We start from the raw sequence: 25,956 nt of genomic DNA, 5'->3' as shown, positions 1-25,956 counted from the left end.
CTTTTGTGAATGGATCTGCTCGTGCGGGGCGGCGTCGATGGGTGCGCTCAGGTGGTGGCGGCCTCCTTCACGTCGCCGCGTTCGAGCAACTGCTTGCGGATGTCGGCCTTGGCGACCTTGCCGTAGCCCGACTTGGGCAGTGCATCCCAGAAGAAGATGTGCCGCGGCCAGCGGTACTTCGCGCAGCGGCCGTCCAGGTGCTGCAGCAGCTGCTCGGCCGTGAGGCCGGGTTGCGAAGCGACGATCACCGCCACGCCCACCTCGCCCCATTTCTCGTCCGCGATGCCGAGCACCGCCGCCTCGCGCACGGCGGGATGCATCAGCAAGATTTCTTCGACCTCGCGCGGGTACACGTTGGAGCCGCCCGAGATGTACATGTCCGATTCGCGGCCCGTGATGTAGAGCAGCCCGCGCGCATCCATGCGGCCGAGATCGCCGGTGTGGAACCAGCCGCCGCGCAGCGCTTTCTCGGTGGCTTCGGGGTTGTTGAAGTAGCCCGCGAACACGGCCGGTCCGCGGCAGCAGATCTCGCCCACGGTGCCGGCGGGCACCGGCTGCATCCACGCGTCGAGGATGGCCACCTCCATGCCGGTGCGGGCCCGGCCGCAGCAGCCGATGTTCGCGTTCGGATCGTCGTCGTCGGCGGCATGCATGGCCGGCGGCAGCACCGTGATGCAGCCCGTGACTTCGCCGAGGCCGAAGTACTGCACCAGCACCTTGCCGAGTTTTTGCAGCGCGCGCTTCTGGTCCGTGCGGTACATCGGCGCGCCCGCATAGACCACGTAGCGCAGGGAGCCGTGGTCGAAGCGGTCGACGGCCGGGTCTTCCACCAGCATCTTGACGATGGTCGGCACCGTGAAGACGTTGGTCACGCGGTGCCGCTCCACCAGCGCCCAGAAGGTGGCCGGCTCCAGCCTGTCGGACGCGAGCAGCACGGTGGCGGCGCCACGGGCCACGTTGAGCAGCGCGTGGATGCCCGCGCCATGCGACAGCGGCGCGACGGCGATCGAGCAGTCGTGCTCGGTGGTGCCCGGAATCAGGTCGGCCAGGTGGTTGGCCACGACGAAGGCCATCTGCCCGTGCGTGAGCACGGCGGCCTTCGGGCGGCCGGTGGTGCCCGAGGTGTAGAAGTACCACAGCGGCTGGTCGGCATCGACCTGCACCATCGCCGCGGGCGCACCGGCATTGGCCGCGAGCAGCGCCTCGTAGCCGAGTTCATCCGCGCGCGGAAGACCGATGGTGACGACCGAGCGCAGATGCGACGACGCGGCCTTCACCGCCTCCACATGCTCGGCAAAGCAGTCCTCGGCCAGCATCACGCTGGCTTCGCTGGCGCTGCCCAGGTAGGCGACCTCCGGCGGCGTGAGCCGGAAGTTGACGGGCACCCACACCGCGCCCAGGCGGAAGGCGGCCCAGCAACTCTCGAACAGCGCCGGGTTGTTGCGCGACATCACGAGCAGCTTGTCGCCCGGCCGCATGCCGAGCGCGCGCAGCGCCTGCACCAGCGCATCGACGCGCGCATCGATCTCGCGCCAGGTCCACTGCCGCTCGCCCTGGATCAGCCCCGGCCGCTCGGGAAAGAGCGCGGCCGTCTGCGACAGCAGCGCGGACAGGTTCATCGCCCGCGCCTGGCTCATGCCGCCTCCAGCACGCTCAGGTAGTTGGCGACCGCGGCGCCGCCCATGTTGAAGACCGCGCCCGGCTTGCCGGAGACCACCTGCATGTCGCCCGCCAGGCCCGCCAGCTGCATCGCGGCCATCACATGCTGCGACACGCCGGTAGCGCCGATCGGATGGCCGCGCGACTTCAGTCCGCCCGACGGATTGACGGGCAGCTTGCCGTCCTTGCGGCTCACGCCGTCCAGGATCACGCGTGCGCCCTGCCCGTGCGGCGCCAGGCCCATGGCTTCGTACTCGAGCAGCTCTGCGATGGTGAAGCAGTCGTGCGTCTCGACGAAGCCCAGGTCATGCAGCGAGAGCCCGGCCGCGGCCAGCCCCCGCTGCCACGCGAGCGCCGCGCCCTCGAAGCGCGTCGGGTCGCGGCGCGACAGCGGCAGGTAGTCGTTGACCTGCGTGCGCGCGCGCCAGCGCACCGCCGGGACCGTCGCCGACGCAACCGGCTCGGCCGAAATGACCAGCGCCGCCGCGCCGTCGGAAACCAGCGAGCAGTCGGAGCGCTTGAGCGGGCCCGCGACGAAGGGGTTCTTCTCCGACGGCTGGCGGCAGAAGTCGAAACCCAGGTCGCGCCGCATGTGCGCATAAGGGTTGTGCACGCCGTTGGCGTGGTTCTTGGCCGAGATGGCCGCGAGCGCATCGCTCTGGTCGCCGAAGCGTTCGAAGTAGCCGCCCGCGATGTTGCCGAAGACGCCGGCAAAGCCCGCCGGCGTTTGGCCCTCTTCCTTCACGTAGGAGCAGCGCAGCAGCGTCTCGGCAATGCGCGGGCCGGGCACGGCGTTCATGATCTCGAAGCCGACCACCAGCGCATGCCGCACGCGCCCGCACTGCACCGCATCGAGCGCGGCCCAGATTGCGGCCGAACCGGTGGCGCATGCGTTTTCCATGCGCACCGCAGGAACATGGCGCAGCTCGGGCAGCGCCAGGCCCACCAGCGACGCGCTGAAGTCCTGCGGCAGGAAGCCGCTGTTGAAATGGCCGACGAAGACGCCGTCGATGTCGGCCGCGGCGAGCCCCGCGGTCTGCAGCGCGGGCTCGACCGCCGAGCGGATGAGCGCTTCGCTCTCCGCGGCATCGAGCTTGCCGAAAGCCGTGTGTCCCCAGCCGATGATGCAGGCGTTGGTGGTCATTGGGCGCTTCTCCTTGTCAGGCGTGGTCGGTGGCGGGCACGGGCATGCCCCGGCGCAGGGTCGGCAGGCCGACGCCGGCGGCATCGAAGCCGCCATCGACGGCCAGCACCTGGCCGTTGATGAAGCTCGCCTCGTCGCTGCACAGGAAGCCCACGGCGTTGGCCATTTCCTCCGGCGTGCCGTAGCGGCCGAGCGGAATGGTGTCGTAGTAGTCGGAGCGGATCGCCACGCTGTGCACGAGCTTGGCCATCTCGGTTTCCACCGGCCCCGGCGCGATCACGTTCACGCGCACGCCGGCGTTGCCCAGCTCCACCGCATGCTGCTTGGTCAGGTGGATGAGCGCCGCCTTGCTGGTGCCGTAGGCCACCCGCAGCGTGCTGGCGCGCAGGCCCGAGATGGAGGCGATGTTCACCACCGCGCCGCTCCCGCGTTCGACCATCAGCGCGCCGAAGGCCTGCGTGCAGAGGAAGGCGCCGTCCAGGTTGGTGCCGAGCACGGTGCGCCATTCCTCGAACGAAGTCCGGAGCACCGGCTTGAACACCGCCACGCCGGCGTTGTTGACCAGCGCATCGACGCGGCCGAAGCGCTCGACCACGGCCTTTGCCGCGCTCTCGACCTGCGACGGCTTCGACACGTCGCAGTGCAGGCCGAGCAGCTTCGCGGGCTGCGCGACTTCGGCCACCGCCTGGTCGAGCGTGGCGCCGTCGACGTCGAGCAGCGCGACGCTGTAGCCGTGCGCCAGGAACCAGCGGCCGATGGCCAGGCCGATGCCGCGCGCGCCTCCGGTGACGACGGCGACGCGGGAAGACGATGAAGCGGAGAGTTCGGTCATGGATGGGAGTTTCTGCAGTGAATGAGATCAGTTGTTGCCCGGCGATGGCAGCCACTCTTCGAGCGTGACTTCGAAGGTGACGCAGACGGCATTGGCGCCCGCCACGAACGGTCCGCCATACAGGTGGCCGTGCGTGTCCGCCACCACGCCGGTGAGCGCGGCGCGCAGGGATCCGTCGGGCTGCGAACGCACCTCGCCGGCCAGGCTCACGATCTCGGCGGCCGGACCGCGGATCACCTGGCAGGAACCGTCGGCGCGCTCGAGGCAGGCATCGACGAGGCTGCCCAGCGCGCCGCGCACGAACGCATGGCCGAAGCCTTCCGCGAGGCAGAGCTTCTCGACGCTCGAGACGAGGTCTTCGTTGGGTGCGATGCGCGCATAGGCCACGCGGCCCATGCACCCGCTTTCGATCATGCGCATCTCAGCCATGGATGCGCCTGGCCTGGGGCCGCATCAGCGGCATGCGGGTTTCGTCGTCGTAGACCACGCGCAGTTCGAAGCTGTCGAGCGCGGTGACCACGGCGGTGACGCTGCGCCGTCCGACCACCGTGCGGTCGGTCAGGATGTGGCCGCCGCGCACCGCGCCGTCGGCGGTGCGGAAGGCGCCGTGGCAATGGACCACCGGCGTGCCGCCGGCGGAGCTGCCGAGCGTCGCGTTGCCGAAGATGAAGCAGGCGCCCTGCACCGTGTGCGGCGCGCCGTAGGTGGCGAGCACGCGGCCCGTGGGATCGGGCAACGCAAGGCAGAAGCCGAGCTCGGCCAGCTCGCCGCCGATCAGCGTCATCGATGCGCTGGCCACGCCTTCGTCCGCCAGCGCCTGCACGAGGCTCTCGTGCAGCGTGCGGCCGCCGGGCAGCGCAAGCCGGAAGTGCCGGCCCTTCTGGTCGCGCATGCGATCGATGCGCACGGGCCGGAAAGGCCCCGGATGCACCACCGTGCGCGAGCGCGGCAGCCCCATCAGTTTCTCGACCATCGCTTTGTCTCCTTGCCGCGCCGTTCGGATCGTCAGCGCTGGTGGAGGCAAAGTCTAGAAGTTGACATCAATAGCAACAAATTTAGAATTCGTATCGATCAATACAAAATTCAGATAGATGGAAATCCGCCACCTCCGCTGCCTTATCGCCGTGGCCGAAGAGCTGCACTTCGGGCGCGCGGCGCAGCGCCTGAACCTGTCGCAGCCGCCCGTGAGCCTCGCGATCAAGGAGATGGAGGAAGAACTGGGCGTCACGCTGTTCGAGCGCACCTCGCGCCGCATCGCGATCACGCGCGCTGGGGACGAAGCGCTTCGCGATGCGCGCGCCGTGCTGCTCGGCATGGACACGCTGCGCCGGCGCGCGCAGGAGGCCGCGGCCGGGCTCATGGGATCGATCTCGATCGGCTTCATCAGCCTGCCGGCCTATTCGTTCTTGCCGCGGGTGCTGCGGCAGTTCTCGGACGAGAACGAGCGGGCCGAGATCGCGCTGTGGGAGGGCACGACCGACCAGATCATCGGCGACGTCGAATCGGGCCGGCTCGACGTGGGCCTGGTGCTGCAGCCGTCCAGCATGCCCGCCTCGCTGGGCTCGCGGCTGGTGCAGAAGGATGCGCTGATCCTCGCGATGCCCGAGGCGCATCCGCTGGTGCGGCCCGGCAGCATTGCGCTCGAAAAATTCTCGGGCGAGCGCTTCCTGGGCTTCGAGCGGCACTTCGGGCCGCAGGTGTTCGATGCGATCGTGGCCACCTGCATGCGGCGCGGCTTCAGCCCGCGCCTGTTTCCGGCGCGCCAGATGCACACCATCGTGAGCCTGGTCTCGGGCGGGCTGGGCGTGGCGCTGGTGCCGGCCTGCGTCAAGGCGCTGCACCGCGAAGGCGTGGCGTACCGCTCGCTCAAGGGCGAGAAGACCTACATCGACACCCTGGCGGTGTGGCGCAAGGCGGACGATTCGCCGCTGGTGCGCGCACTGCTGGCGCTGCTGCCGACGCTCAGCAGCGTCTGAGGGCGCTCAGGCGCCGTCCTTCACCAGGTCCCACAGCGCCTCGGCCATGGGCGCCATGTGGGCCTGCTGCCGGTACAGCCGGATGTCCACCGGCACCCGCCAGCCGCCTGCACCGGCATCCACCAGCGTGCCGCCGCGCAGGTCGTCCGCCACCAGGCTCATCGGCAGCCATGCGAGGCCGCGCCCTTCGAGCGCCATGGTCCGCAGCAGCGCGGCATGGTGCGCCGTGAAGACCACCGACAGCGAAGGCGCGAAGTCCTTGCCGAACTCGCTGTCCTGGATCGCCCGCATGATCCGCCCCAGCCCCGAGGCCTCGCTGTAGGCCAGCACCGACGGCGCCTGCTGCGTGCCCAGCGCATGCAGCGGCAGGCCGCGCGCATCCGGCGCCGCCACCGGCACGAGCACGTCGTCGCTCAAGCGCTGCATCGGGTACTGCGCTTCGTCGAGCCGGCCGGGCGCATGCGCATGGCCATGGCACAGCACGAACTGCACGCGGCGCTGCAGCATCAGGTCTTCGCAGGCCTGCGAACTGTCGGAGATGGTCTGGATCGGCCCCAGGCTCAGCCGCGCCTCCACGCTGGCCAGCCAGCGCGGAAAGAAGGTCAGCGACAGCACGTGCGTGGCGGCAAAGCTCAGGCTCGCCGCGGCCATGTCGTGCGCCGCGCGCGTCTTGATGCGCGCGGCCTCCAGCGCGGCCAGCACCTCCTGCAGCAGCGGCTGGAAGCGCTTGCCCGCCGCCGTGAGCGCGGCCGGGTGCGCGCTGCGGTCGAACAGGTCGACCCCCACCCACTCCTCGAGCGCGCGGATATGGCGGCTGAAGGCCGGCTGGGCGATGGAGCGCGCCTGCGCCGCGCGCGAGAAATTGCCGCTCTCGGCCAGGGCCAGGAAGTCTTCCAGCCATTCGAGGTCGAGGGGTCGGTTGCCGGGGCCCATGCGCAGTGCGAGCGGTTGAATAGTTGTATGCGATTCGAGTATTGGACGGTGCAGGCCCCGCCGGCCAAAGATGCGGGCATTCCTGCACCTTGAACCCCAACGGAGACACAGCATGCCTTCCATCGCGAATTATCGCGGGATCATTCCCGCCATTTCCTGCCCTTTCACCGCGGACCACCGCATCGATGAGCCGGCCCTGCGCAAGCTGGCCTCGTGGCTGGCGGGGCACGACGGCGTGGTGGCGGTCATGACCAACGGCCACACCGGCGAGGTGTTCTCGCTGACGCCGGCCGAACGCGCCGAGGTGACGCGCATCGTCGCCGACGAGCTGCGCGGCCGCATGCCGGTGATCTCGTCGATCGTGTGCGAAGGCCTGGCCGAAGCCGCCGAGCATGCGCGCGCCGCCCAGGCCGCCGGCGCGGCCGCGCTCGACGTGATGCCGCCGCACCACTGGCTGCGCTTCGGCTTCACGCCAGGCCATGCGCTGCAGTACTTCGAGGCCATCCACCGCGCGGCGCCGGAGCTCGACCTGGTCTGCCACGTGTACCCGGCCTGGACCCGCGCCTCCTATTCGTCGCAATTGCTGGCCGAGCTGGCCCGCCTGCCCTACCTGCAGGCCTTCAAGGTCGGCCAGCGCGACATGAACAAGTACGCCCGCGACATCCAGGCGATCCGCGAGGCCGACGCCTCCAAGGCCATCCTCACCTGCCACGACGAGTACCTGCTGGCTTCGATGGTGCAAGGCGTGGACGGCGCGCTGGTCGGCTTTGCCACCTTCATTCCGCAACTGATCATCGACCTGTGGAACGCGGTCAAGGCCGGCGACCTGAAGAAGGCGATGGCGGTGCAGGCCCTGATCACGCCGCTGAAGGACGCGGTGTACGGCGGCGGCGAGCCGACCGGCGAGGCGCATGCGCGCATGAAGGGCGGCATGTACCTGGCCGGCGTGCTCGACAACGCCACGGTGCGCCCGCCGACCGAGGCGCCCAATGCGCGCGAGATGGACGCGCTGCGCGCCGCCGTGGCGCAGGCCGGGCTGTCGAGGCGCTGAGCGAACACACGGAAGGCACGCCGCCCTCCCCCCGAAAAACACAAGGAGACAAGAGACATGCAACGCACCCATTTCCTGCGCGCCGCGCTCGCGGCCCTCGCGCTCGCCGCGGCATCCTCCGGCTTTGCGCAGACCCAGCCCTGGCCCGCCCGCCCCGTGCGCATGGTGATCCCGTTCCCGCCCGGCGGCACGCTCGACACCGTCGGCCGCCTGCTCGCGCAGAAGCTCGGCGACCAGCTGGGCCAGCCCTTCATCGTGGAGAACCGGCCCGGCGGCAATGGCGTGATCGGCGCCGACGTGGTGTCGAAGGCGCCGGCCGACGGCTACACGCTGCTGTTCAACGCCTCGACCTTCACCACGGCGCCGATGACGATGAAGTCCGTGCCCTACGAGGTCGCGCGCGACTTCACGCCGGTGGCGCTGGTTGCCAAGGCGCCGCTGTCGGTGGCCATCAACAAGAACCTGCCGATCACCGACGTCAAGTCGCTCATCGCCTACGCCAAGGCGCATCCGGGCAAGATGACCTTCGCCGTGGGCTCGATCGGCTCGGCCGGCCACCTGTCGACCGAGCTGCTCAAGCGCGCGGGCGGGCTCGACTACCTGATCGTGCCGTACAAGGGCACGGCGCCGGCCTTCCAGGACCTGATCGGCGGGCAGATCGACGGCTTCATCGATCCGATCCTGGGCTCGCTGCAATACCACAAGAGCGGCATGCTGCGCGTGGTGGCCGTCACCTCGGCCCAGCGCGCCACCAGCCTGCCGAACGTGCCCACGGTGGGCGAGACCATTCCGGGCTACGAGTTCTACAGCTGGTATGGCCTGTGGGGTCCGGCCAGGCTGCCGGCCGCGATCACGCAGCGGCTCAATGCCGAAGTGAACAAGGCGCTGGGCACCGACATGCGCGAGACGCTCAACGCACAGGGCCTGCTGCTCACGCCGGGCAGCGTCGACGACTTCGCGAAGTTCCAGCAGGCCGACATGGAGCGCTCGAAGAAGATCATCGTGGAGGGCAACATCCGTGTCGAATGAAGCGGCAGCAGCCCCGCATGCCGTGGTGACGGGCAGCAGCAGCGGCATCGGCCGCGCCATTGCGCTGCACCTGCTCGAAGAAGGCTGGCGCGTGAGCGGGCTCGACCTGGCGGCGCCCACGCTCTCGCACGCGGGCTTCACGCACGCGGCGGCCGACCTGTCGAGCGCCGAGGCCATCGCGCGCGCCGCGGCCGCTCTCCAGGATGCCGGCGCGCTCGTGCATGCGGCCGGCGTGCTGCGCGTGGGCCCGCTCGGGCAGCTCGACCATGCGGGCGGCGAGCTGATGTGGCGCCTGCATGTCGATGCCGCCACGCGGCTGGCCGATGCGCTGGTGCCCGCAATGGCCGCGCGCGGACATGGCCGCGTGGTGTTCGTCGGCAGCCGCGTGGCGCACGGCATGCCGGGCCGCGGCCAGTACGCCGCCACCAAGGCGGCGCTGGTCGCGCTCGCGCGCAGCTGGGCGGCCGAGGTCGCGGAGCGCGGCGTCACCCTCAACGTGGTGTCGCCCGGCGCCACGCAGACCGCGATGCTGCAGGACCCGGCGCGCGCCGGCAGCGCGCCGCGCCTGCCGCCCATCGGCCGGCTGATCCAGCCCGCGGAAATCGCTGCGCTGGTGGCCTTTCTTCTTTCGGCGCCGGCCGCGGCCATCACCGGCCAGGACATCGCCATCTGCGGCGGTGCGTCGCTGCACCGCTGAGTTCTTTTTTTCCTCCAGCTACAAGCACCATGAAGATCGTCAACATCCTCGAGTCCACGCGTCCCATCAAGTCGGACATCCGCAACGCCTACATCGACTTCTCCAAGATGACCCTGAGCCTCGTGGCGGTGGTCACCGACGTGATCCGCGACGGCCGGCCGGTGGTGGGCTACGGCTTCAACTCCAACGGGCGCTACGGCCAGGGCGGGCTGATCCGCGAGCGCTTCCTGCCGCGCCTGCTCGAGGCCGAGCCCGCCTCGCTCCTCGACGAGACCGGCGACAACCTCGATCCGCACAGGATCTGGGCCCGCATGATGATCAACGAGAAGCCCGGCGGCCACGGCGAGCGTTCGGTGGCCGTGGGCACCATCGACATGGCCGTGTGGGACGCGGTCGCCAAGATCGCCGGCAAGCCGCTCTACCAGCTGCTGGCCGAACGCTACGGCAGCGGCACGCCCGACCCGCGCGTGTTCGTCTATGCCGCGGGCGGCTACTACTACCCCGGCAAGGGCGTCGAAGGCCTGCAGCGCGAGATGGCCAGCTACCTGGAGCGCGGCTACTCGGTGGTCAAGATGAAGATCGGCGGCGCCACGCTCGCGCAGGACTGCGAGCGCATCGAGTCGGTGCTCAGGATCCTCGGCCCCGGCCAGCAGCTGGCGGTGGACGCCAACGGCCGCTTCGACCTGGCCACCGCCATCGACTACGGCCGCGCGCTCTCGCAATACCCGCTCTTCTGGTACGAGGAAGCCGGCGATCCGCTCGACTACGAGCTGCAGGCCAAGCTCGGCGAGGTCTACGCCGGCCCCATGGCCACGGGCGAGAACCTGTTCTCGATGCAGGACGCGCGCAACCTGATCCGCCACGGCGGCATGCGGCCCGACCGCGACTGGCTGCAGTTCGACTGCGCGCTGAGCTACGGCCTCGTCGAGTACCTGCGCACGCTCGACATGCTGAAGGAGCACGGCTGGTCGCCCTCGCGCTGCATTCCGCACGGCGGCCACCAGATGTCGCTGGCCATTGCGGCGGGCCTGGGCCTCGGCGGCAACGAAAGCTACCCCGACCTGTTCCAGCCCTATGGCGGCTTCCCTGACGGCGTGAAGGTGCAGGACGGCTACGTCACGCTGCCGCCGCTGCCCGGCATCGGGTTCGAAGGCAAGGCCGACCTCATCGCGGAGATGCGCGCGCTCGCGGGTTAACCCGAAGGGCTTCATCGGGCTTCGCAGAATGCGCGCGATGTAGCCCGTATGGATTACATCTTTCGGCAACTGCGATCAAATAGCCCCGATCCGTGCCGAATTACCAGGGAATGAGTCAAGGCCTCTTGCATAATCCAGCTGTTTTGATGCGTCCTGTCACACACATTGCATCCAGACAGTTGATTGGCTAGTTTCTTCTCCAGAAGAAGAAAAAGATCAGGGAGGTCACATGGACACCACGTTCCTGCAAGGTGGCGGCTCGTGAAGCGCCGCGTCACCATCCAGACGCCGCTGGGCGAGGCACTGCAATTCCACCGGCTGGCGGGGCGCGAGGCGCTCAGCCAGGCCTACGCCTTCGACCTGGACCTGCTGGGCAGCAGCAATGCGCTGGACCCCAAGTCCATCCTGGGCAAGCCCGCCACCGTGGTGATGGAAACCGAGAGCGGCGCCCCGCGCTACCTGGCCGGCCTCGTCACCCGCTTCGGCCTGTCGCACGAAGACGACCGCCAGGCCTTCTACAGCATGCGGCTTCGCCCGTGGCTGTGGCTGGCCACGCGCCGCTCCGACTTCCGCATCTTCCAGGACCAGACCGTGCCCGAGATCGTTGCGGCCGTGCTGGGCCGCTACGGCCATCCGATGGAGCAGAAGCTCAGCCGCAGCTACCGCCCGTGGACCTACTGCGTGCAGTACCGCGAGAGCGACTTCGACTTCATCTCGCGCCTGTGCGAGCACGAGGGCATCTACTTCTGGTTCAGACACGAAGCCGAGCAGCATGTGCTGGTCTTCGCCGACGACATCGCCGCCTCCCACGCCCCGCTGCCCGGCGGCGAGACGGTTCGCTACCACCCGCACGAGAAAGCCGGCATGACCGGCGGGCTGGAGGCCAGCGAGCGCATCTACGAATGGGCGCAGGCCGAGGAGATCCGCCCCGGCCATCACTTTCGCAACCACTACGACTTCGAGAAGCCCCAGGCCGACCTCGCCAGCCGGCGCCAGATGCCGCCGGGCCACGAGCACGACGGCTTCGAGCAGTACGAATGGCCGGGCGACTACCTGCAGCACGACGACGGCGAGACCTACGCGCGCCTCCGCACCGAAGAGCAACTGAGCCAGCGCAGCCGGGTCAGCGGCCGTTCCAACCTGCGCGAACTGGCGCCGGGCCACACCTTCCGCCTGCGGGACCATCCGCGCGAGGACCAGAACCGCCAGCACCTGCTGCTGGCCGTGGACTACGACCTTCAGGAGAACCTGCAGGCCAGCGAAGGCGCCAATGCCTCCGAAGGCTCGGTGCAGCGCTTTGCCTTCGAGGCCCAGCCCACCAGCTACGCCTGGCGCCCGCGCCGCAGCACGCCCAAGCCCCGCACCCGCGGCCCGCAGACCGCCGTGGTGGTCGGCCCGGCCGGCGAGGAGATCTGGACCGATCCCTACGGCCGCATCAAGGTGCAGTTCCACTGGGACCGCCTGGGCCAGCGCAACGAGAATTCGAGCTGCTGGCTGCGCGTGTCCACCGCCTGGGCCGGCGCCACCTTCGGCGCGGCCGCGCTGCCGCGCATCGGGCAGGAGGTGATCGTCGACTTCCTGAACGGCGATCCCGATTATCCGATCGTCACCGGCCGGGTGCACAACGCCGACGAGATGCCCGCCTGGCAACTGCCCCAGCAGAAGCAGCTCACGGGCATCCGCAGCCGCGAGTTGGGCGGCGGGCGCAGCAACCACCTCGCATTGGACGATTCGAGCGGCAAGGTGCAGGCCCAGCTCAAGAGCGACCACCAGAGCACCAGCCTGAGCCTGGGCCACATCGGGCGCATCGAGGACACGGCCGGGCGCAAGGACGACCGCGGCCAGGGCTTCGAGCTGCGCACCGACGGGCATGGCGCCGTGCGCGCCGCCCGCGGCCTGCTGCTGAGCACCGAGGCGCGGCCCAATGCGCAGGGCCACATCACCGACATGCGCGAGACCATCGCCAGGCTCACCGAGGGGCGCGACCTGCACGAGAGCCTGGCGCAGGTGGCGCAGCAGGCCAAGGCTCACGAGGCCGGCGACCAGGACGAGGTGGCCCGCGCGCTGAAGGCGCAGAACGACGCGATCAGGGGACAAGGCGGCCCCTCGGGCCCGGGCGAGTTCCCGGAGTTCCAGGAGCCGCACCTGACCCTGGCCAGCCCGGCCGGCATCCAGGCCACCACGGCCGCCAGCACCCACCTCGTGAGCGTGGAGCACACGGCCATCAGCAGCGGTGCGCACACCAGCGTGGCCACGGGCAACAGCTTCCTGGTGAGCGCCAAGGACGCGGTGCGCATGGTCGCCTTCAACCACGGCATCCGCCTGGCGGCGGCGGCCGCCGACATCGACCTCACGGCGCTCAAGGACAGCATCAACGCGCTGGCCAAGCTGGACATCAAGATGGAGGCCAACCGGATCACCATCACGGCGAAGGAAGAGGTGCTCATCAACGGCGGCTCCAGCTACACGCGCTGGACGGCCGGCGGCATCGAGAGCGGCACCAACGGGCTGTGGCGCGCGCATGCGGCTTCGCATTCGATGGTGGGGCCCAAGAGCGACGGACAGCCCCGGCTGCCGCAGCCGCCCCAGCTTCCGAGAGGCCAGCTCGACCTGTACCACCAGTACGTCAAGGCCGACGGCGCCACGCGCCAAGGCGTGAAGCAAGGCGACTACACGGTGGTGGACTCCGACGGGGGCACGCACACGGGCAAGCTGGACGCGAACGGCTTCGCCTCCGTGGCGGGCCTTCCGCTCGGGCAGGCCAAGGTCACGTTCGGCGGCGATCCGAGCGACCCCTGGGACACCGGCAGCTACTTCGGCCAGCCGAACCGCTGGCCCACCCGGCCTGCGAGCGACAAGTCCGTCGACGCGGGAGGCGGTGGAGCGGGCTTCGTCGGCGGAACGGGCGGACTCGGCAGCGCAGCGGCGGGCCTGCTGGGCCAGGCGGGCGGCCTCGAAAGCCAGGCCAGCGAGGCAGCGAGCACCGCGCAGCAGGCCGTCGGCGCCGTGCAGGCCATCCAGCAAGGCGGCGCCAAGGCATTGCTGGGCCAGGTCGGCCAGGCGGCCAGCGGCATGGCCGCGCAGACCGTGGGCGCCATGGTGCCCAAGCTGCCCGCGTCGCTGCCTTCGATGCCCTCGCTGAAGTCCCTGGCCACGCTGCCGCGCGGCCAGACGCCGGGCTTTGCGGGCTGATCGCCGGCACCGCAAGACGACGACCACAAGAGAACACGGGAGAGATCCGCGAATGGCTGACCAGGCCCCCCAGAACGACGCGCAAGCCAAGGAGCGCGAGCGCCAGACCGCGGTGGCACCGCTCAACACCATCGGCGAGGAAGACATCGGCGCCGGCGCCGCCAAGATCGACAAGTGGCTGCGCAAGCTCACCAACGACTACGTCACGCTGAACGTGCTGGCAACCTTCGCGGGCAGCCTGCCGGTCATCGGCAACATCATGGCGCTCATCGACGCGGTCTGGGACCTCATCGAGATGGTCACCAAGAAGGCGTACAGCGACGTGCTGCAGTGGGTCAGCCTGGCCATCAACCTGCTGGGCGTGATCCCGTTTCCGCCCGCCACCGGCGCAGCGCGCATGAGCCTGCGGCCCATGCTGCACCTGCTCAAGCAGGAGATCGCCAAGTCGGCCAAGAACGCGGTGCCGAACATCGGCGAGGCGTTCATTGCCGTGCTCATCACGCACCTGAACGACACCATCGCCGGCACGCTCGACAAGTTCGTGGACGAGGCGCTCGGCTACCTCGACGACTTCCTGCAGTCCTGCGCAAAAAAGGTCGACGGCATCGCCGATGCGCTGATCGGCGCGCTGCAGGTGGCGCTGGGCGAGAAGCCGGTGTTCGCAACCGGCGCCGCTGCCGAGCGGAACACCTACGACCCCAAGACCCAGAGCACCTGGAGCCGCATGATGGCCGCCGCGGCCGAGGCCGCGAAGAAATCCGCCAACTACGCGGCGGCCACCGCGAGCCACTATGCGCTGCCCGACAGCGCCAAGGCCATGATCCGGGACACCGTCGCCAGCCTGACCGACCTCAAGGGCGCGGCCCGCCGGCAGATCATGCGGCTGGGCGACGAGAGCCTGCAGTACGGCATCAAGTGGATGATCAAGATCCTCAAGGATGCATTGCTCAGGCGCAAGGGAAAGCACAGCGCCAACATTTCCGCGAACAACGGAACGCAGGTCGAAAGCAAGAAGCCCGGCGGCGAACAGGCCGCCACCTCCGCCCAGGTGCCAGCCGGCGGCGACCCCGGCTGCAAGAACTGCACGAGCGCCGCCGCGGGCGGCGCCATCAGCCTGGCCACCGGCTGCGAGAGCTTCGACCACACCGACTTCGTGCTGGGCGCCCCCCTGCCCATCACCTGGACGCGCACCTACCGCAGCGATCTTGCCGCCTTCGACCAGGGCAGCCTCGGCGCGCGCTGGATCACGCCCTTCAGCACGCGCGTCGATGTTGCCAAGCCCGCCAGGGGCCGCCGCCAGGGCCAGATGAGCCTGATCTATCGCGGTGCCGACGGCCGCAGCCACGCCTTCCCGCTGCTGGCCGTGGGCCAGAGCCATCGCAACCCGATCGAGGAGATCACCCTCACCCGCCTCGGCGAACGGCTGCTCGCGGTCGATTTCGGCAAGCCCATGCCGGCCGGCCAGGCCCCCGACTGGCGCGAGACCTACGAGCTGGTCGACACCGTGCCCGCCAAGGCCGCCGCGCAAGGCAAGCAGCACTTCCGGCTGGTGGCGCAGCACACGAACAGCGGCGCCGCCGTCGGCCTGCGCTACGACCACGTGATCGCGGCCACCGGCGAGCAGGTGCTCAGCGACATCATCAGCAGGCAGGGCGAGGCCATCATCGCCCATGTCGGCACCCAGCCCGATGCGCAGACCGGCCTCATCAAGGCCCTGTGGGAGCTGAAGGAAGGCCGCGTCGTGCGCCAGCTGGCCGCCTACATCCACGACGCCGAAGGCGACCTCGTCGCCGCGCAGGACGAGAACGGCGCCGGCTGGCAGTACAGCTACAGCCACCACCTCGTCACCCGCTACACCGACCGCACCGGCCGCGGCATGAACCTGCAGTACGACGGCACCGGCGCCGATGCCAAGGCCGTGCGCGAATGGTCCGACGACGGCAGCTTTGCGCTCACGCTCGAGTGGGACAAGAACATCCGCCTCACCTACCTGACCGACGCCATGGGCGGCGAGACCTGGTACTACTACGACGTGCTCGGCTACACCTACCGGATCATCCACCCGGACAAGCGCGAGGAATGGTTCCTGCGCGACGACGCCAAGAACATCACGCGCCACATCCACACCGACGGCACCACCGACGACTACGTCTACGACGCCCACGGCAACCTCAAGACCCACACCCGCGCCGACGGCAGCAGCGTGCACTACGCCTACGACGCGCGCCACCGCATCACCGGCATCCTCGACGCCGAAGGCGGCGCCTGGAAGCGCGACTACGACGCAAGCGGCAACCTCACCGAAGAGATCGACCCGCTCGGCCACAAGACCGAATACGCCTACGACAACGCCGGGCGCCCCGTGCGCATCACCGACGCCAAGGGCGGCATCAAGACCCTCGCCTACACCCCCGACGGCCAGCTGGCCAGCCACACCGACTGCTCGGGCAAGACCACCCAGTGGGCCTACGACGGCCGCGGCCGCCTGGCCAGGATCACCAACGCCCTGGGCCAGGCCACGCGCTTTCGCTACACCGAAGCCGGCGAAGCCGCGCAGTCCGCGATGCCCGGCCAGGCCAACAACCATCCGGGCCAGCTCGAGGAGATCGTCCACCCCGACAACACCAGCGAGTACTTCGCGCACGACGCCGAAGGCCGCCTGCTCGCGCACACCGATGCGCTGGGCCGCCGCACCAGCTACGGCTACACCCGCGCCGGCCTCGTCGCCCAGCGCACCGATGCGGCCGGCCACACCCTCAAATACCACTGGGACCTGCTGGGCCGCCTGCGCGAACTGCACAACGAGAACGGCAGCCGCTACGACTTCCGCTACGACCCCGTCGGCAAGCTGCTCGAAGAAACCGGCTTCGACCGCAAGGGCACCCAGTACCGCTACGACGAAGCCAGCGGCGTGCTGGCCGAGGTCATCGAAGCCGGCCACAGCACCCGGCTCGCGTTCGACCCCCTGGGCCGCCTGAGCGAGCGCCAGGCCGGCGACGATGCCGAGCGCTTCGCCTACGACCGCAACGGCCGCCTGGTCGAGGCCACCAACGCCGAGGCCAGGCTCCAGTGGTTCTATGACCGCGCGGGCAACCTCGTGCGCGAGCACCAGCACTACCTGGACCACGGCCACACGGCCGTCTGGCAGCACGGCTACGACGAGCTCAACCAGCGCATCGCCAGCATCCGCCCCGACGGCCACGTCACCCAATGGCTCACCTACGGCTCCGGCCACGTGCACGGCCTGCTCGTGGACGGCCAGGACATCCTGGGCTTCGAGCGCGACGACCTGCACCGCGAGATCGGCCGCGAACAGGGCAACGGGCTGACGCAGAAGCTGCACTACGACCCGGCCGGCCGGCTGCTGGAGCAGCAGATCTCGCAGACCAGGCCCGGCGCGATCGAGGCCGTCGGCATCCGCCGCAGCTATGCCTACGACAAGGCGGGGCAGCTGGTGGCCATCGGCGACAGCCGCCGCGGCAACCTGAGCTACCGCTACGACCCCGTGGGGCGCCTGCTGGAAGCCCACAGCCGCCTGGGACGCGAGACCTTCGCGTTCGATCCGGCGGGCAACATCGGCAGTCCATCCGACGTCGGAGCCGACACCCAAGCCGCAGGTCGCATGACCACCCGCGTCGCGGTGCGCCTGGGCGGTGATGGCCGCAGCATGGCCGGTCGGCTGATGGACAACCTGCTCAAGGACTATGCGGGCACCCACTACACCTGGGACGAGCGGGGCAACCTGATCGAGCGCAGCCGCAACGGAGAAATCACCACCTTCACCTGGGACGGCTTCAACCGCATGCGCAGCGCCGAGACCTTCGGTGAGACCACAAGCTTCAGCTACGACGCGCTGGGCCGGCGCATCGCCAAGCGAAGCTCTCACGCGACGACCTTGTTCGGCTGGGACGGCGACACGCTGGCCTTCGAGAGCACGCAGAGCACCGAGGGCCAGCAGGAGCTGCAGGCCTGGCGCGGTGACAGCGTGCACTACATCCACGAGCCCGGCTCCTTCGTGCCGCTGGTGCAGATCAGGCAGGCCCAAGCCGTGGCGCTGAGCCAGACCACCGACGTGAAGGCGCTGATCGCGGCCAATGGCGGGCGCTACGACATCGAGCAGGATCCGTTATGGAATGGGGAGCAACTCAAGACGCCGCAGGCCTTTGCGAGAGAAGAGATCGCGTTCTACCAATGCGACCACTTGGGCACGCCGCAGGAGCTGACGGACCATGAGGGGCGGATCGCCTGGTCTGCGCAATACAAGGCCTGGGGCGAAGCCAAGCAGGCGATCAGCGAGGCGGGACGGAAGGCGGGGTTCAGGAATCCGATTCGGTTCCAGGGGCAGTACTTTGACGACGAGACGGGGCTGCACTACAACCGACACCGGTATTACGACCCGAGTTGCGGGCGGTTTGTCTCGAAAGATCCCATCGGACTGGCCGGCGGGAGCAATCTCCAGCAGTACGCCCCCAATCCACTCGGTTGGATAGACCCGTTGGGACTGGCCGGTAAGGGAATTACACCGAACAACAAGGGAACTCGTACCACTATTGAAGGAGGCAATCTGCCTCAACCAGTTGCCGGATATAGCACAAAAGCGGGCGGAAATGGCGCCTCCCATCCTGTTGTTCGAGACCTGTATGACTCTGTTCCTCGAGATGAACGATCCGTCTTCCACGGTGATTGCGGCGAGGCAGACGCATTGAGCAAAATTGCATCGTTAAATAATGCTAAAAGCATCGAGCAGCTACAAGCTCTCACCAACGGAAGTGCCACCGAAACACTTAGAAATGATGGAAAACTTATGGTGTGCTGTTCTTCTTGCAGGCACGTAACAGGAACTCTCGGAATTCGAGATAATGCAAGGAATCGAGGAAAATGAACACCCAAAATTCTGAAGATTTTGATGCACTGGAAGAGGCGCTCAACGAAAATAACATCCCAATTGAAGATTTACTTTCCATATACAGGGATTTTCTTGAAGATCTCGCGAACAACGAAAAATTCACGGCAATCCCCAAAAAAAGCCTCACATATATTCGTGATTGCCTTAAAAAATCGATACGGTTGTTAGCCGAAGGAAAAGAAGAAGAGAGAAAGGCGATAAGAAATAGCTTGTGGGCCCTGGCCGACGAAAATCGCGAAACGAACCCAGATCTGTATAACTTGGCGAGGTGCACAATAATTATCTACGGGAAGATGGAAGACTGGGATGTAGCCCAAGACTCCCCGGTATTTTATTGCCTCTTTTATCTAAGGAAAATACTTCCGGATATAGAGCCCGACTTTATTAGGTATTTCAAAAATTCACTCCTCCGCTAAGAGGTTGCGTCCTCCCACTATGAATGATCGCGAACGTCGCAAAATGCCGACCCCATAAACACGCGACCACTTGAATGCGCCGCAGGAACTAGCGGATCATGAGGGGCGGATCGCTTGGTCGGCGCAGTACAAGGCCTGGGGCGAAGCCGGGCAGGCAATTAGCGAGGCGGGACGGAAGGCGGGGTTCAGGAATCCGATCCGGTTCCAGGGGCAGTACTTTGACGACGAGACGGGGCTGCACTACAACCGGTATCGGTATTACGACCCGGTGGGCGGACGGTTCGTCTCGGGAGATCCAATTGGGCTGGCAGGAGGCACGAACCTTCATCTGTTTGTGCCAAATCCTGTGCAGTGGATCGATCCATTTGGGTTGACGTGCCATTCCACTAGGCGTGCTAGTCTGAGAGAAATTCGCAGACAGCTTGGAATTTCAATGTCTCAGCAACCCATAGGTCAAAAAATGATTCCACTGACCGATTCAACAGGCGGTTGGATTCTGGGGGAGAATAAGAAGCCGATCATGACCCGGGAGTTGACTTATCAGGTCAACGGAAAGAACGTAGTCGTTCAAGACCACTCTGCCGGCCACTATTACGGCGAAGGTGGAGTTGGAGACCAACCATCCCATCATAATGTTCGCCCAGAAGAAAATACCCGAACTGGAAAAGTTGACGGAATGGACGATCATTACCATTTCAATTGCCGGAATAAAAAATGAATACCCCTAATAGAATTATAAATCCCCAAGCACTATTGTCAATGTATGAAGAATTTCCATCCTTAAATGGATCGGAAATAATGGAAATCCTATTTAAGCGCGACGAGCCTAGGGTTTCTATGAAAATCATGACCAGCAATAAACCAGAAAAAACTCCCGCCAGATGGCCCCAAGGCTTTGACGTGGTTTATTTGGGCATATCTTTTATTGGGGTCAAAAAAATTACTCAAAGTGGTTGGGGACACACCAACACCGTGGATCAATTTAACATTGAAAATCCAAATGACTCGGTGTCAGTGCGCATATCCTGTAAAAATGATTTTTCATTCTCCTTTGATTGCGACTGGATTTCAGTTGACAGCGTTGCCCCAGGAAGCATTGGGACTCCATAGCAATTCAATCTGACAGTGCGCAATAGACCCAAGAGCTTCTACTTCTTCACGGCGTTACCGTAGATTCGTCAAGTGCAAGCCTTCGCACCGGTTCAGTCCCAGATGAGAAATGGTCCATTCAACTAGCAAGACTCCGATAGCAAGGTGACTCTCATAGCGCGTCATCACTTCAGGCATGGACAGACAGATGGTTAGCGCTGTAAATGCCCGCGGCGCGCATACCGAGTAAATAGGCCTCAGTGGAGTATGAATAATGGCATTCAATTTGACAAAAGCCCAGGAGAAGAGATTTACTCTTCTGCAGCAAAAAAACTTCCAGGAATTATTTCTCGATTCGGATTCAATTATAGATTTGATCCAATTTCCAGAATCTTCAATTCTTCTGGAAAAAATAAAAAATATTACAAAATTCAAGGATGGCACGGAAGTACAGGGAACCGCGCATTTATTCGAACATTTATTCGATTTTGCAGCCAATCAAAGTGATGCATGCCTCCTCATTCTTCCCGGTCTTTCGCCTCAAAGCGGGTTTATTTATACGCAATATCCTGCAATAAAAGCAGAGGCAGCCCAATTACACCTACTTCTTGAATCAATGCGAAAACGATTGACTCAAGTAGACTACTTAGCCTTGGTTTCTGAGAAACTTAAGTATGGCGTTGTTTTAGATGTTTACGCAGGAAATCCGGAGATTCATGGCACGAACAAAGAGATTTGCCAAATTACCACTTGGTAAGGCCAAGGGAATTTGAATAACTGAGGACCAATGGATCGGCATACATTCAAAGACGGCGCCATCGACTTGTGGGTCGAGCAAGAATCATCAATTCAGCTGAAGTCGATCAGCAAATTTGGTGATCCAGTTGAGCTCACCGCAAGTGAAGCCAGGGCATTGGCTGATCAACTCAAGAGATTTGCCGATCTGCTTGATCAGCTCGACAACTCATGAAAATTCAACCGCATGCGCAGCGGGACCAGTTGCGGCAAGACCACCACCTTCAGTTACGACGCCCGGGGCCGGCGCATCGCCAAGCGCTCCGAGCATGACGTCACCTGCCACTATGTCGCACGTCACGGTCCAAAAACCAGTTTCGGCTAAATCCAAACAGTTATCCGTATGAATTCATTAAATCTTGGCTACCTACGAGGCCTCTATGATTTTTTAATGAGCAAAAGCGATGAGGAGCTGGAGCGATTTGACATTAATTCCACTGCCAATCAGAAAATTCTCTTTGAAGAAATGAGGCGTAGTTTTTTGACATTTGGACCTATATCAAAAGAGAATATCATCAACGGATTAAGCTACGTTTTGGCGGATTTTTCCAATGACTCGCTATGGCGAAGCGCCATCCCGCACGATCTCCCCCTTAATCGCGTAGCAGATAGGCGCGGTTATTTGGAGGGCATTCTCTTTGCGTTAAATATCCCTCCATATTCGACAAATGTGGACGATTTTGTTCTGATCGACGAAATCGGGCCGAGTGGTTTGGACTATTCGACATAGTCGGGGCACCATCTTCTTTTCGGCTCCGATGGCGACCGAACAGTTTTCTTAGAGGGACGACGAAGCCGGCCGGCACAAGGTCGGATCGGGCAATAGACACCTCAGCACCCCAGATGACGCGGGGTGCCCGGTCGCCGAAGCTCCTGCCCTTCTCAGCGCGCAGGCTCGATATGCGTCACCACAATCTTCCCATCCGCCTTCCCCGCATCAAAGCGAACCTTGTCCCCCGGCTGGAACTTGTCCAGCACGGTCTCGTCGCTTACTCCAAAAACCATGGTCATGCCGGGCATGTCCAGGCTCTTGAGCGGGCCGTGCTTGATCGTGAGTTTCTTGTTGTCCTTGTCCACCTTGCGGATCTCGCCATCGGCAAGCTCCGCGGCAGAGGCCGTGAAAGCGAACGCGGCCAGCACCGCCATGAGTGCAATGCGAATCTTCGACATGGTCGTGTTTCTCCTGGAGGTTGGGTTGTCTTACTTGGCGGCAGCGGTCTTGCCGGCCACCGTCACGGCGCCCTTCATGCCGGCGTCGTAGTGGCCCGGTTGCAGGCATGCGAAGTCGACCTTGCCGGCCTTGGTGAACTGCCACACGATCTCGCCGCTCTTGCCTGCGGCCAAGGTCACCATGTTGGGATCGGCGTGTTCCATCTCGGGGTTCTTCTTCATGGCTTCGTAGTGCTCCTTGAGTTCCTTCTCGGTGCCGAGCACGAGCTCGTGTTTCAGCTGGCCGGAGTTCTTGACGACGAAGCGCACGGTCTCGCCCTGCTTCACCTTGATGTCGGCGGGCGTGAAGCGCATGCCGTCGGTCATGTCGACGTTGATGGTTCGCGTGGCCTTGGCGGCCACGCCGGGTTGGCCGATCGCGGCTTCGGCGTCGCCGTGGCCATGCCCGCCGGCGTGGTTGCCGGTGGCAGAGGCGCCTGCGGCCGCCAGGGCGCAGAGTGCTGCGAGGGCAGCGTTGCGGAGGATGCTGTGCTTCATGGTTTTCCTTTGGAAGGTTGGTTGGAAGAAAGAGAAAGAAGGAACGGACACAAAAAAATCAGTGGCCGGAATGGCCGCTGCCGGGCTTGCGGATCTGCACTTCGATGTTCTTCGCGGGCATGTTCCGCGCAGGCATCGCGGCCGCGCCGGCATCGCGCTGGCGCGAGGTTTCGGGCGCGGGTCCGTCGAGCTCGTAGGCCACGGTGCCCTTGGGGTGCTTGAACCAGCCGGGGTTGCTGTAGTCGCCGGGCTTCTGGTTCCTGCGCACCTTCACCATGCTGAACATGCCGCCCATCTCGACCGAGCCGAAGGGCCCTTCGCCGGTCATCATTCGCGCGGTGTTGTCGGGAATGGGCATTTCCATCTCGCCCATGTCGGCCATGCCGCGCTCTCCCATCACCATGTAGTCGGGCACCAGGTTCGTGATCTGCCGGGCCACGTCCTTGTGGTCCAGGCCGATGAGGGTGGGCACGTCGTGGCCCATCGCGTTCATGGTGTGATGGCTCTTGTGGCAGTGGAAGGCCCAGTCGCCCTCCTCGTCGGCCAGGAACTCGATCTGGCGCATCTGGCCGACGGCGACGTCGGTGGTCACCTCGTACTGGCGCGTGCTTTTGGGCGTCGGCCCGCCATCGGTGCCGGTGACGAGGAACTCGTGCCCGTGCAGGTGCATCGGGTGGTTGGTCATCGTGAGATTGCCGATGCGGATGCGCACCTTGTCGTTGAGCCGCACGTTGAGCGAGTCGATGCCCGGAAAGATGCGGCTGTTCCAGGACCACAGGTTGAAGTCCAGCATGGTCATGATCTTGGGCGTGGCGCTGCCGGGCTCCACGTCGTAGGCGTTGAGCAGGAACACGAAGTCGCGGTCGACCTTCTCGATCAGCGGATGCTCGGCCTTGGGGTGCGTCACCCAGAAGCCCATCATGCCCATGGCCATCTGCGTCATCTCGTCCGCATGCGGGTGGTACATGAAGGTGCCGGGGCGGCGCGCGACGAACTCGTAGACGAAGGTCTTGCCGGGGCGGATCGGCGGCTGGGTCAGACCCGAGACGCCGTCCATGCCGTTGGGCAGGCGCTGGCCGTGCCAGTGCACGCTGGTGTGCTCGGGCAGCTTGTTGGTCACGAAGATGCGCACGCGGTCGCCTTCGACCACCTCGATGGTCGGGCCTGGCGACTGGCCGTTGTAGCCCCACAGGTTGGCCTTGAAGCCGGGCGCCATCTCGCGCACCACAGGCTCGGCCACCAGGTGGAATTCCTTCACGCCGTTGTTCATGCGCCAGGGCAGCGTCCAGCCGTTGAGCGTGACCACGGGGTTGTAGGGCCGACCACCGGGTGGCATGAGCGGCGGCATGGTGTTGGGCGTGGTCTGGGTCACGGGCTCGGGCAGCGCGGCCATGGCCACCTTGCTCACGCTCGCGGCGGCAAGGGCGCCGGTGATGGCGCCGGCGCCGCCGAGAAAGTTGCGTCTGTTTGTCATGTCGTTCGAATCGTTTTGGTGAGTGCAGGTGCTGCGCTCAGTGGCCGGCATTTGCGGAGGCGGCTTCAGCGCCCGCACTGGCGGTCGAAGCACCCATGGCCGTGGGCTTGCCGATCACCGAGGCCGCCAGCGCGGCATCGGCCAGCCAGAACTGCTGCTGGGCGTTGATGGCGTTGCTCACGCTCGCGATCTGGTCGCGCGCCTCGGCCAGCAGCTCGAAGACGCCGATCAGCATGCCGTTGTAGCGAAGCACGTTCTCGTCGGCCATGGCCTGGCGCAGCGGCACGATCTCGTCGCGGTAGTGCCGCGCGATGTCGTAGGCAGTGCGGTAGGCCGAGTAGCCTTCGCGCAGCTGGGAAGAAGCGCCGCGCACCGTGGCGTCGTAGCGGTTGGCTGCGGCGAGCGATTGCGCGTTCAGTGCATCGCGCTGCGCCGAGCCCCAGTCGAACAGCGGCAGCCGGATGTCGAGCTCGAAGCCGCGCCGCGTGCCCTTGGTGCCTTCGGCGTTGTCGAACACGGTGTCGCGCCGGCCGCCCACCTCCACGTCGACGAAGGTCGACAGCAGGTTGATGCCCTGCGACTTGCCCGCCACGTCGAGCTGCGCGCGCGCGAGCTGCACGTCCAGCCGCTGCTCGGTCGCGGTGGCGGCCACTTCCTTGGCCTCGCGCGGCGCCTTTGGCAGATCGGGCAGCCGATCGGGCAAGGCCAGTCGAGCGGCCTGCGCATCGTCGAGCCCCAAGGCACGCACCAGCTCCTCGCGCGCAGCAGTGGCGGCGTGCTGCGCCGAGGCCAGCTGCGCGGTCGCGTCGGCATAGAAGACCTGCTGGCGCGCGCGCTGCAGCTTGCTGAAGTTGCCGATCTGCTGCATGCGCCGCGCGAGTTCCGCGCTGGCCTGGGCCGATCGGTTGACCTGCTCGGCATAGCGCAGCATCTGCTGCGCGGCCACCGCGCGGACCCAGGCCTGCCGCACCTGCGTGACCTGGTCCACCACGGCGCCGGTGAGCTGCACCTTGGCCTGGCTCGATTGGCTGCGCGAGATCGACAGGCGCTGCGGCAGCAGGATGAGGTCCACGAGGCCGAAGGACAGGAGCCGCCCGAGTTCGAGCTCGCTGCCCAGGCGCATGCGCTCGAAGCTGAAGACCGGGTTGGGCAGCCGGCTCGACTGGTTGGCCGCGGCGATGTCGCCCCAGCTCTGCGCGACCAGCGCCTGCACCGCGGGGCTGTTGGTGAGCGCGAGCTGCACCGCGTCGCTTTGCGAAATCGGCCTGGACAGCAGCTCCTGCGCGAGCGCGGCGCGGCGGTCGCGCTGTTCCTGCGTGCGGCTGAGTTCGAGCTTGCCGCCGGTGAACTGCTGGGCCTGGGTGTTGGTGTCCTGCAGCGCGTCGTCGATGCCGACCGAGGCGCAGCCGGCCAGCAAGAGGGCCGCAGCAGCGGCCGCGGCCGTGAGGCGCAAGGCGCGCTTCATGGCTTCTTCTCCTTGCTGGCGGGAGGCATGGGCATCGCGTGCCCCTGGTGCGCGGCGGGTGCCTCGGAGGCGCCGCCACCTGCCCCACCCGCCGCCTCTTCGGCATAGGCCTTCCAGCCGCCGCGCTGGCGGACGGTCTCGTTGGCCTCCTTCCAGGGAATGGGCTTGTCGTCGGTGAAGGGCCGATAGCCCTCGAGCGCGGACTTGTAGCTCAGCGTGGTGGGCGCACGGGTGGCTGCCTCTTCAGCGCGCGGCGCGGAGGCCGGTGCCGGCTGGGCCGCGGCAGCGAGCGCCGCTGCCATGGCCGGAAGAACAGCCAGCCAACGGGCCGGCAATGAATGGAACATGGAATCCTCGCGTGTTCATGAACGGAACGCGTCACTGCCGCCCGAAGG

Annotated in this window: 23 protein-coding genes and 1 pseudogene; 13 read left to right on the top strand and 11 right to left on the bottom strand. The window is 66.0% G+C overall.

The features are described 5' to 3' along the window. Positions 1 to 47: 47 nt before the first annotated feature. The 5 genes from AC1DMS_RS00845 to AC1DMS_RS00825 are packed head-to-tail and all read right to left on the bottom strand — an operon-like array spanning position 48 to position 4,608. A complete protein-coding gene (locus tag AC1DMS_RS00845) occupies positions 48 to 1,637 on the bottom strand; it encodes an acyl-CoA synthetase (RefSeq protein ID WP_015865721.1) in 1,590 nt (529 codons plus the stop codon). Then, a complete protein-coding gene (locus AC1DMS_RS00840; protein WP_015865722.1) occupies positions 1,634 to 2,803 on the bottom strand; it encodes an acetyl-CoA acetyltransferase in 1,170 nt (389 codons plus the stop codon). The genes AC1DMS_RS00845 and AC1DMS_RS00840 overlap by 4 nt, the downstream gene beginning before the upstream one ends. A gap of 16 nt (positions 2,804 to 2,819) precedes the next feature. Beyond that, positions 2,820 to 3,635 (bottom strand): SDR family oxidoreductase, encoded by an 816-nt coding sequence (locus tag AC1DMS_RS00835; RefSeq protein WP_015865723.1) that lies wholly within the window; start codon positions 3,633 to 3,635, stop codon positions 2,820 to 2,822. 27 nt (positions 3,636 to 3,662) lie between these two features. Next, complete coding sequence (locus AC1DMS_RS00830) at positions 3,663 to 4,064, bottom strand: PCC domain-containing protein (RefSeq protein WP_015865724.1); 402 nt, start codon at positions 4,062 to 4,064, stop codon at positions 3,663 to 3,665. After that, complete coding sequence (locus AC1DMS_RS00825; RefSeq protein ID WP_015865725.1) at positions 4,057 to 4,608, bottom strand: PCC domain-containing protein; 552 nt, start codon at positions 4,606 to 4,608, stop codon at positions 4,057 to 4,059. The genes AC1DMS_RS00830 and AC1DMS_RS00825 overlap by 8 nt, the downstream gene beginning before the upstream one ends. 118 nt (positions 4,609 to 4,726) lie before the next feature. Between AC1DMS_RS00825 and AC1DMS_RS00820 the strand changes: the two genes are divergently transcribed. Beyond that, positions 4,727 to 5,611, top strand: coding sequence for a LysR family transcriptional regulator (locus tag AC1DMS_RS00820; RefSeq protein WP_015865726.1), 885 nt, complete (start codon positions 4,727 to 4,729; stop codon positions 5,609 to 5,611). Between the two features lie 6 nt (positions 5,612 to 5,617). Here the strand turns inward: AC1DMS_RS00820 and AC1DMS_RS00815 are convergent, their stop codons facing one another. Beyond that, positions 5,618 to 6,544: a LysR family transcriptional regulator gene (locus tag AC1DMS_RS00815; RefSeq protein ID WP_478180608.1), complete on the bottom strand. Its 927-nt coding sequence runs from the start codon at positions 6,542 to 6,544 to the stop codon at positions 5,618 to 5,620. Positions 6,545 to 6,656: 112 nt separating this feature from the next. Between AC1DMS_RS00815 and AC1DMS_RS00810 the strand changes: the two genes are divergently transcribed. The 12 genes and pseudogenes from AC1DMS_RS00810 (at position 6,657) to AC1DMS_RS00755 (ending at position 21,645) form a co-directional block, all read left to right on the top strand. Continuing rightward, positions 6,657 to 7,595 carry a dihydrodipicolinate synthase family protein gene (locus AC1DMS_RS00810; protein WP_015865728.1) on the top strand — a complete coding sequence of 313 codons (939 nt, stop codon included), beginning with the start codon at positions 6,657 to 6,659 and terminating at the stop codon, positions 7,593 to 7,595. A gap of 57 nt (positions 7,596 to 7,652) precedes the next feature. Continuing rightward, a complete protein-coding gene (locus AC1DMS_RS00805) occupies positions 7,653 to 8,624 on the top strand; it encodes a tripartite tricarboxylate transporter substrate binding protein (RefSeq protein WP_015865729.1) in 972 nt (323 codons plus the stop codon). Then, positions 8,614 to 9,321 (top strand): SDR family oxidoreductase, encoded by a 708-nt coding sequence (locus tag AC1DMS_RS00800; protein ID WP_015865730.1) that lies wholly within the window; start codon positions 8,614 to 8,616, stop codon positions 9,319 to 9,321. The genes AC1DMS_RS00805 and AC1DMS_RS00800 overlap by 11 nt, the downstream gene beginning before the upstream one ends. A 29-nt stretch (positions 9,322 to 9,350) precedes the next feature. Next, entirely contained in the window at positions 9,351 to 10,517 is a 1,167-nt protein-coding gene (locus AC1DMS_RS00795; RefSeq protein ID WP_015865731.1) for a mandelate racemase/muconate lactonizing enzyme family protein, read from the top strand. A 261-nt stretch (positions 10,518 to 10,778) separates the two neighbouring features. Next, positions 10,779 to 13,709 (top strand): type VI secretion system Vgr family protein, encoded by a 2,931-nt coding sequence (locus AC1DMS_RS00790; RefSeq protein WP_478180607.1) that lies wholly within the window; start codon positions 10,779 to 10,781, stop codon positions 13,707 to 13,709. Between the two features lie 52 nt (positions 13,710 to 13,761). Then, the gene (locus AC1DMS_RS00785) at positions 13,762 to 18,591 is read left to right on the top strand and encodes an RHS repeat-associated core domain-containing protein (RefSeq protein WP_015865733.1); all 4,830 of its coding nucleotides are present in this window, start codon (positions 13,762 to 13,764) and stop codon (positions 18,589 to 18,591) included. Then, complete coding sequence (locus AC1DMS_RS00780; RefSeq protein WP_015865734.1) at positions 18,588 to 19,031, top strand: hypothetical protein; 444 nt, start codon at positions 18,588 to 18,590, stop codon at positions 19,029 to 19,031. The genes AC1DMS_RS00785 and AC1DMS_RS00780 overlap by 4 nt, the downstream gene beginning before the upstream one ends. Before the next feature lie 64 nt (positions 19,032 to 19,095). Next, a pseudogene (locus AC1DMS_RS00775) lies at positions 19,096 to 19,749 on the top strand (RHS repeat-associated core domain-containing protein); the annotation flags it as partial. After that, on the top strand, positions 19,746 to 20,141 hold the full coding sequence (locus AC1DMS_RS00770) for an immunity 50 family protein (RefSeq protein WP_080515781.1): 396 nt from the start codon (positions 19,746 to 19,748) through the stop codon (positions 20,139 to 20,141). The pseudogene AC1DMS_RS00775 and the gene AC1DMS_RS00770, both read left to right, overlap by 4 nt. Before the next feature lie 253 nt (positions 20,142 to 20,394). Continuing rightward, the gene (locus tag AC1DMS_RS00765) at positions 20,395 to 20,877 is read left to right on the top strand and encodes a hypothetical protein (RefSeq protein WP_150106887.1); all 483 of its coding nucleotides are present in this window, start codon (positions 20,395 to 20,397) and stop codon (positions 20,875 to 20,877) included. A 30-nt stretch (positions 20,878 to 20,907) separates the two neighbouring features. Further along, positions 20,908 to 21,090: a hypothetical protein gene (locus tag AC1DMS_RS00760; protein WP_086012243.1), complete on the top strand. Its 183-nt coding sequence runs from the start codon at positions 20,908 to 20,910 to the stop codon at positions 21,088 to 21,090. Positions 21,091 to 21,306: 216 nt separating this feature from the next. Further along, positions 21,307 to 21,645, top strand: a complete 339-nt coding sequence (locus tag AC1DMS_RS00755) for a hypothetical protein (protein WP_150106889.1) — start codon at positions 21,307 to 21,309, stop codon at positions 21,643 to 21,645. A gap of 152 nt (positions 21,646 to 21,797) precedes the next feature. On the opposite strand, the gene AC1DMS_RS00750 is transcribed toward AC1DMS_RS00755, so the two are convergent. From AC1DMS_RS00750 to AC1DMS_RS00730, 5 genes are read right to left on the bottom strand one after another with little or no spacing between them, the layout of a single operon-like run. Next, the gene (locus tag AC1DMS_RS00750) at positions 21,798 to 22,085 is read right to left on the bottom strand and encodes a copper-binding protein (RefSeq protein WP_015865735.1); all 288 of its coding nucleotides are present in this window, start codon (positions 22,083 to 22,085) and stop codon (positions 21,798 to 21,800) included. 30 nt (positions 22,086 to 22,115) lie between these two features. Beyond that, complete coding sequence (locus tag AC1DMS_RS00745; protein WP_015865736.1) at positions 22,116 to 22,622, bottom strand: cupredoxin family protein; 507 nt, start codon at positions 22,620 to 22,622, stop codon at positions 22,116 to 22,118. A gap of 58 nt (positions 22,623 to 22,680) precedes the next feature. Further along, entirely contained in the window at positions 22,681 to 24,096 is a 1,416-nt protein-coding gene (locus AC1DMS_RS00740; protein WP_015865737.1) for a copper oxidase, read from the bottom strand. 37 nt (positions 24,097 to 24,133) lie between these two features. Further along, positions 24,134 to 25,561 (bottom strand): TolC family protein, encoded by a 1,428-nt coding sequence (locus AC1DMS_RS00735; protein WP_478180606.1) that lies wholly within the window; start codon positions 25,559 to 25,561, stop codon positions 24,134 to 24,136. Continuing rightward, a complete protein-coding gene (locus AC1DMS_RS00730) occupies positions 25,558 to 25,908 on the bottom strand; it encodes a hypothetical protein (RefSeq protein ID WP_015865739.1) in 351 nt (116 codons plus the stop codon). The genes AC1DMS_RS00735 and AC1DMS_RS00730 overlap by 4 nt, the downstream gene beginning before the upstream one ends. Positions 25,909 to 25,956: the final 48 nt, after the last annotated feature.

This window comes from Variovorax sp. 05T418 (assembly GCF_056396385.1).
This window is presented reverse-complemented; position numbering and strand designations above follow the sequence as displayed.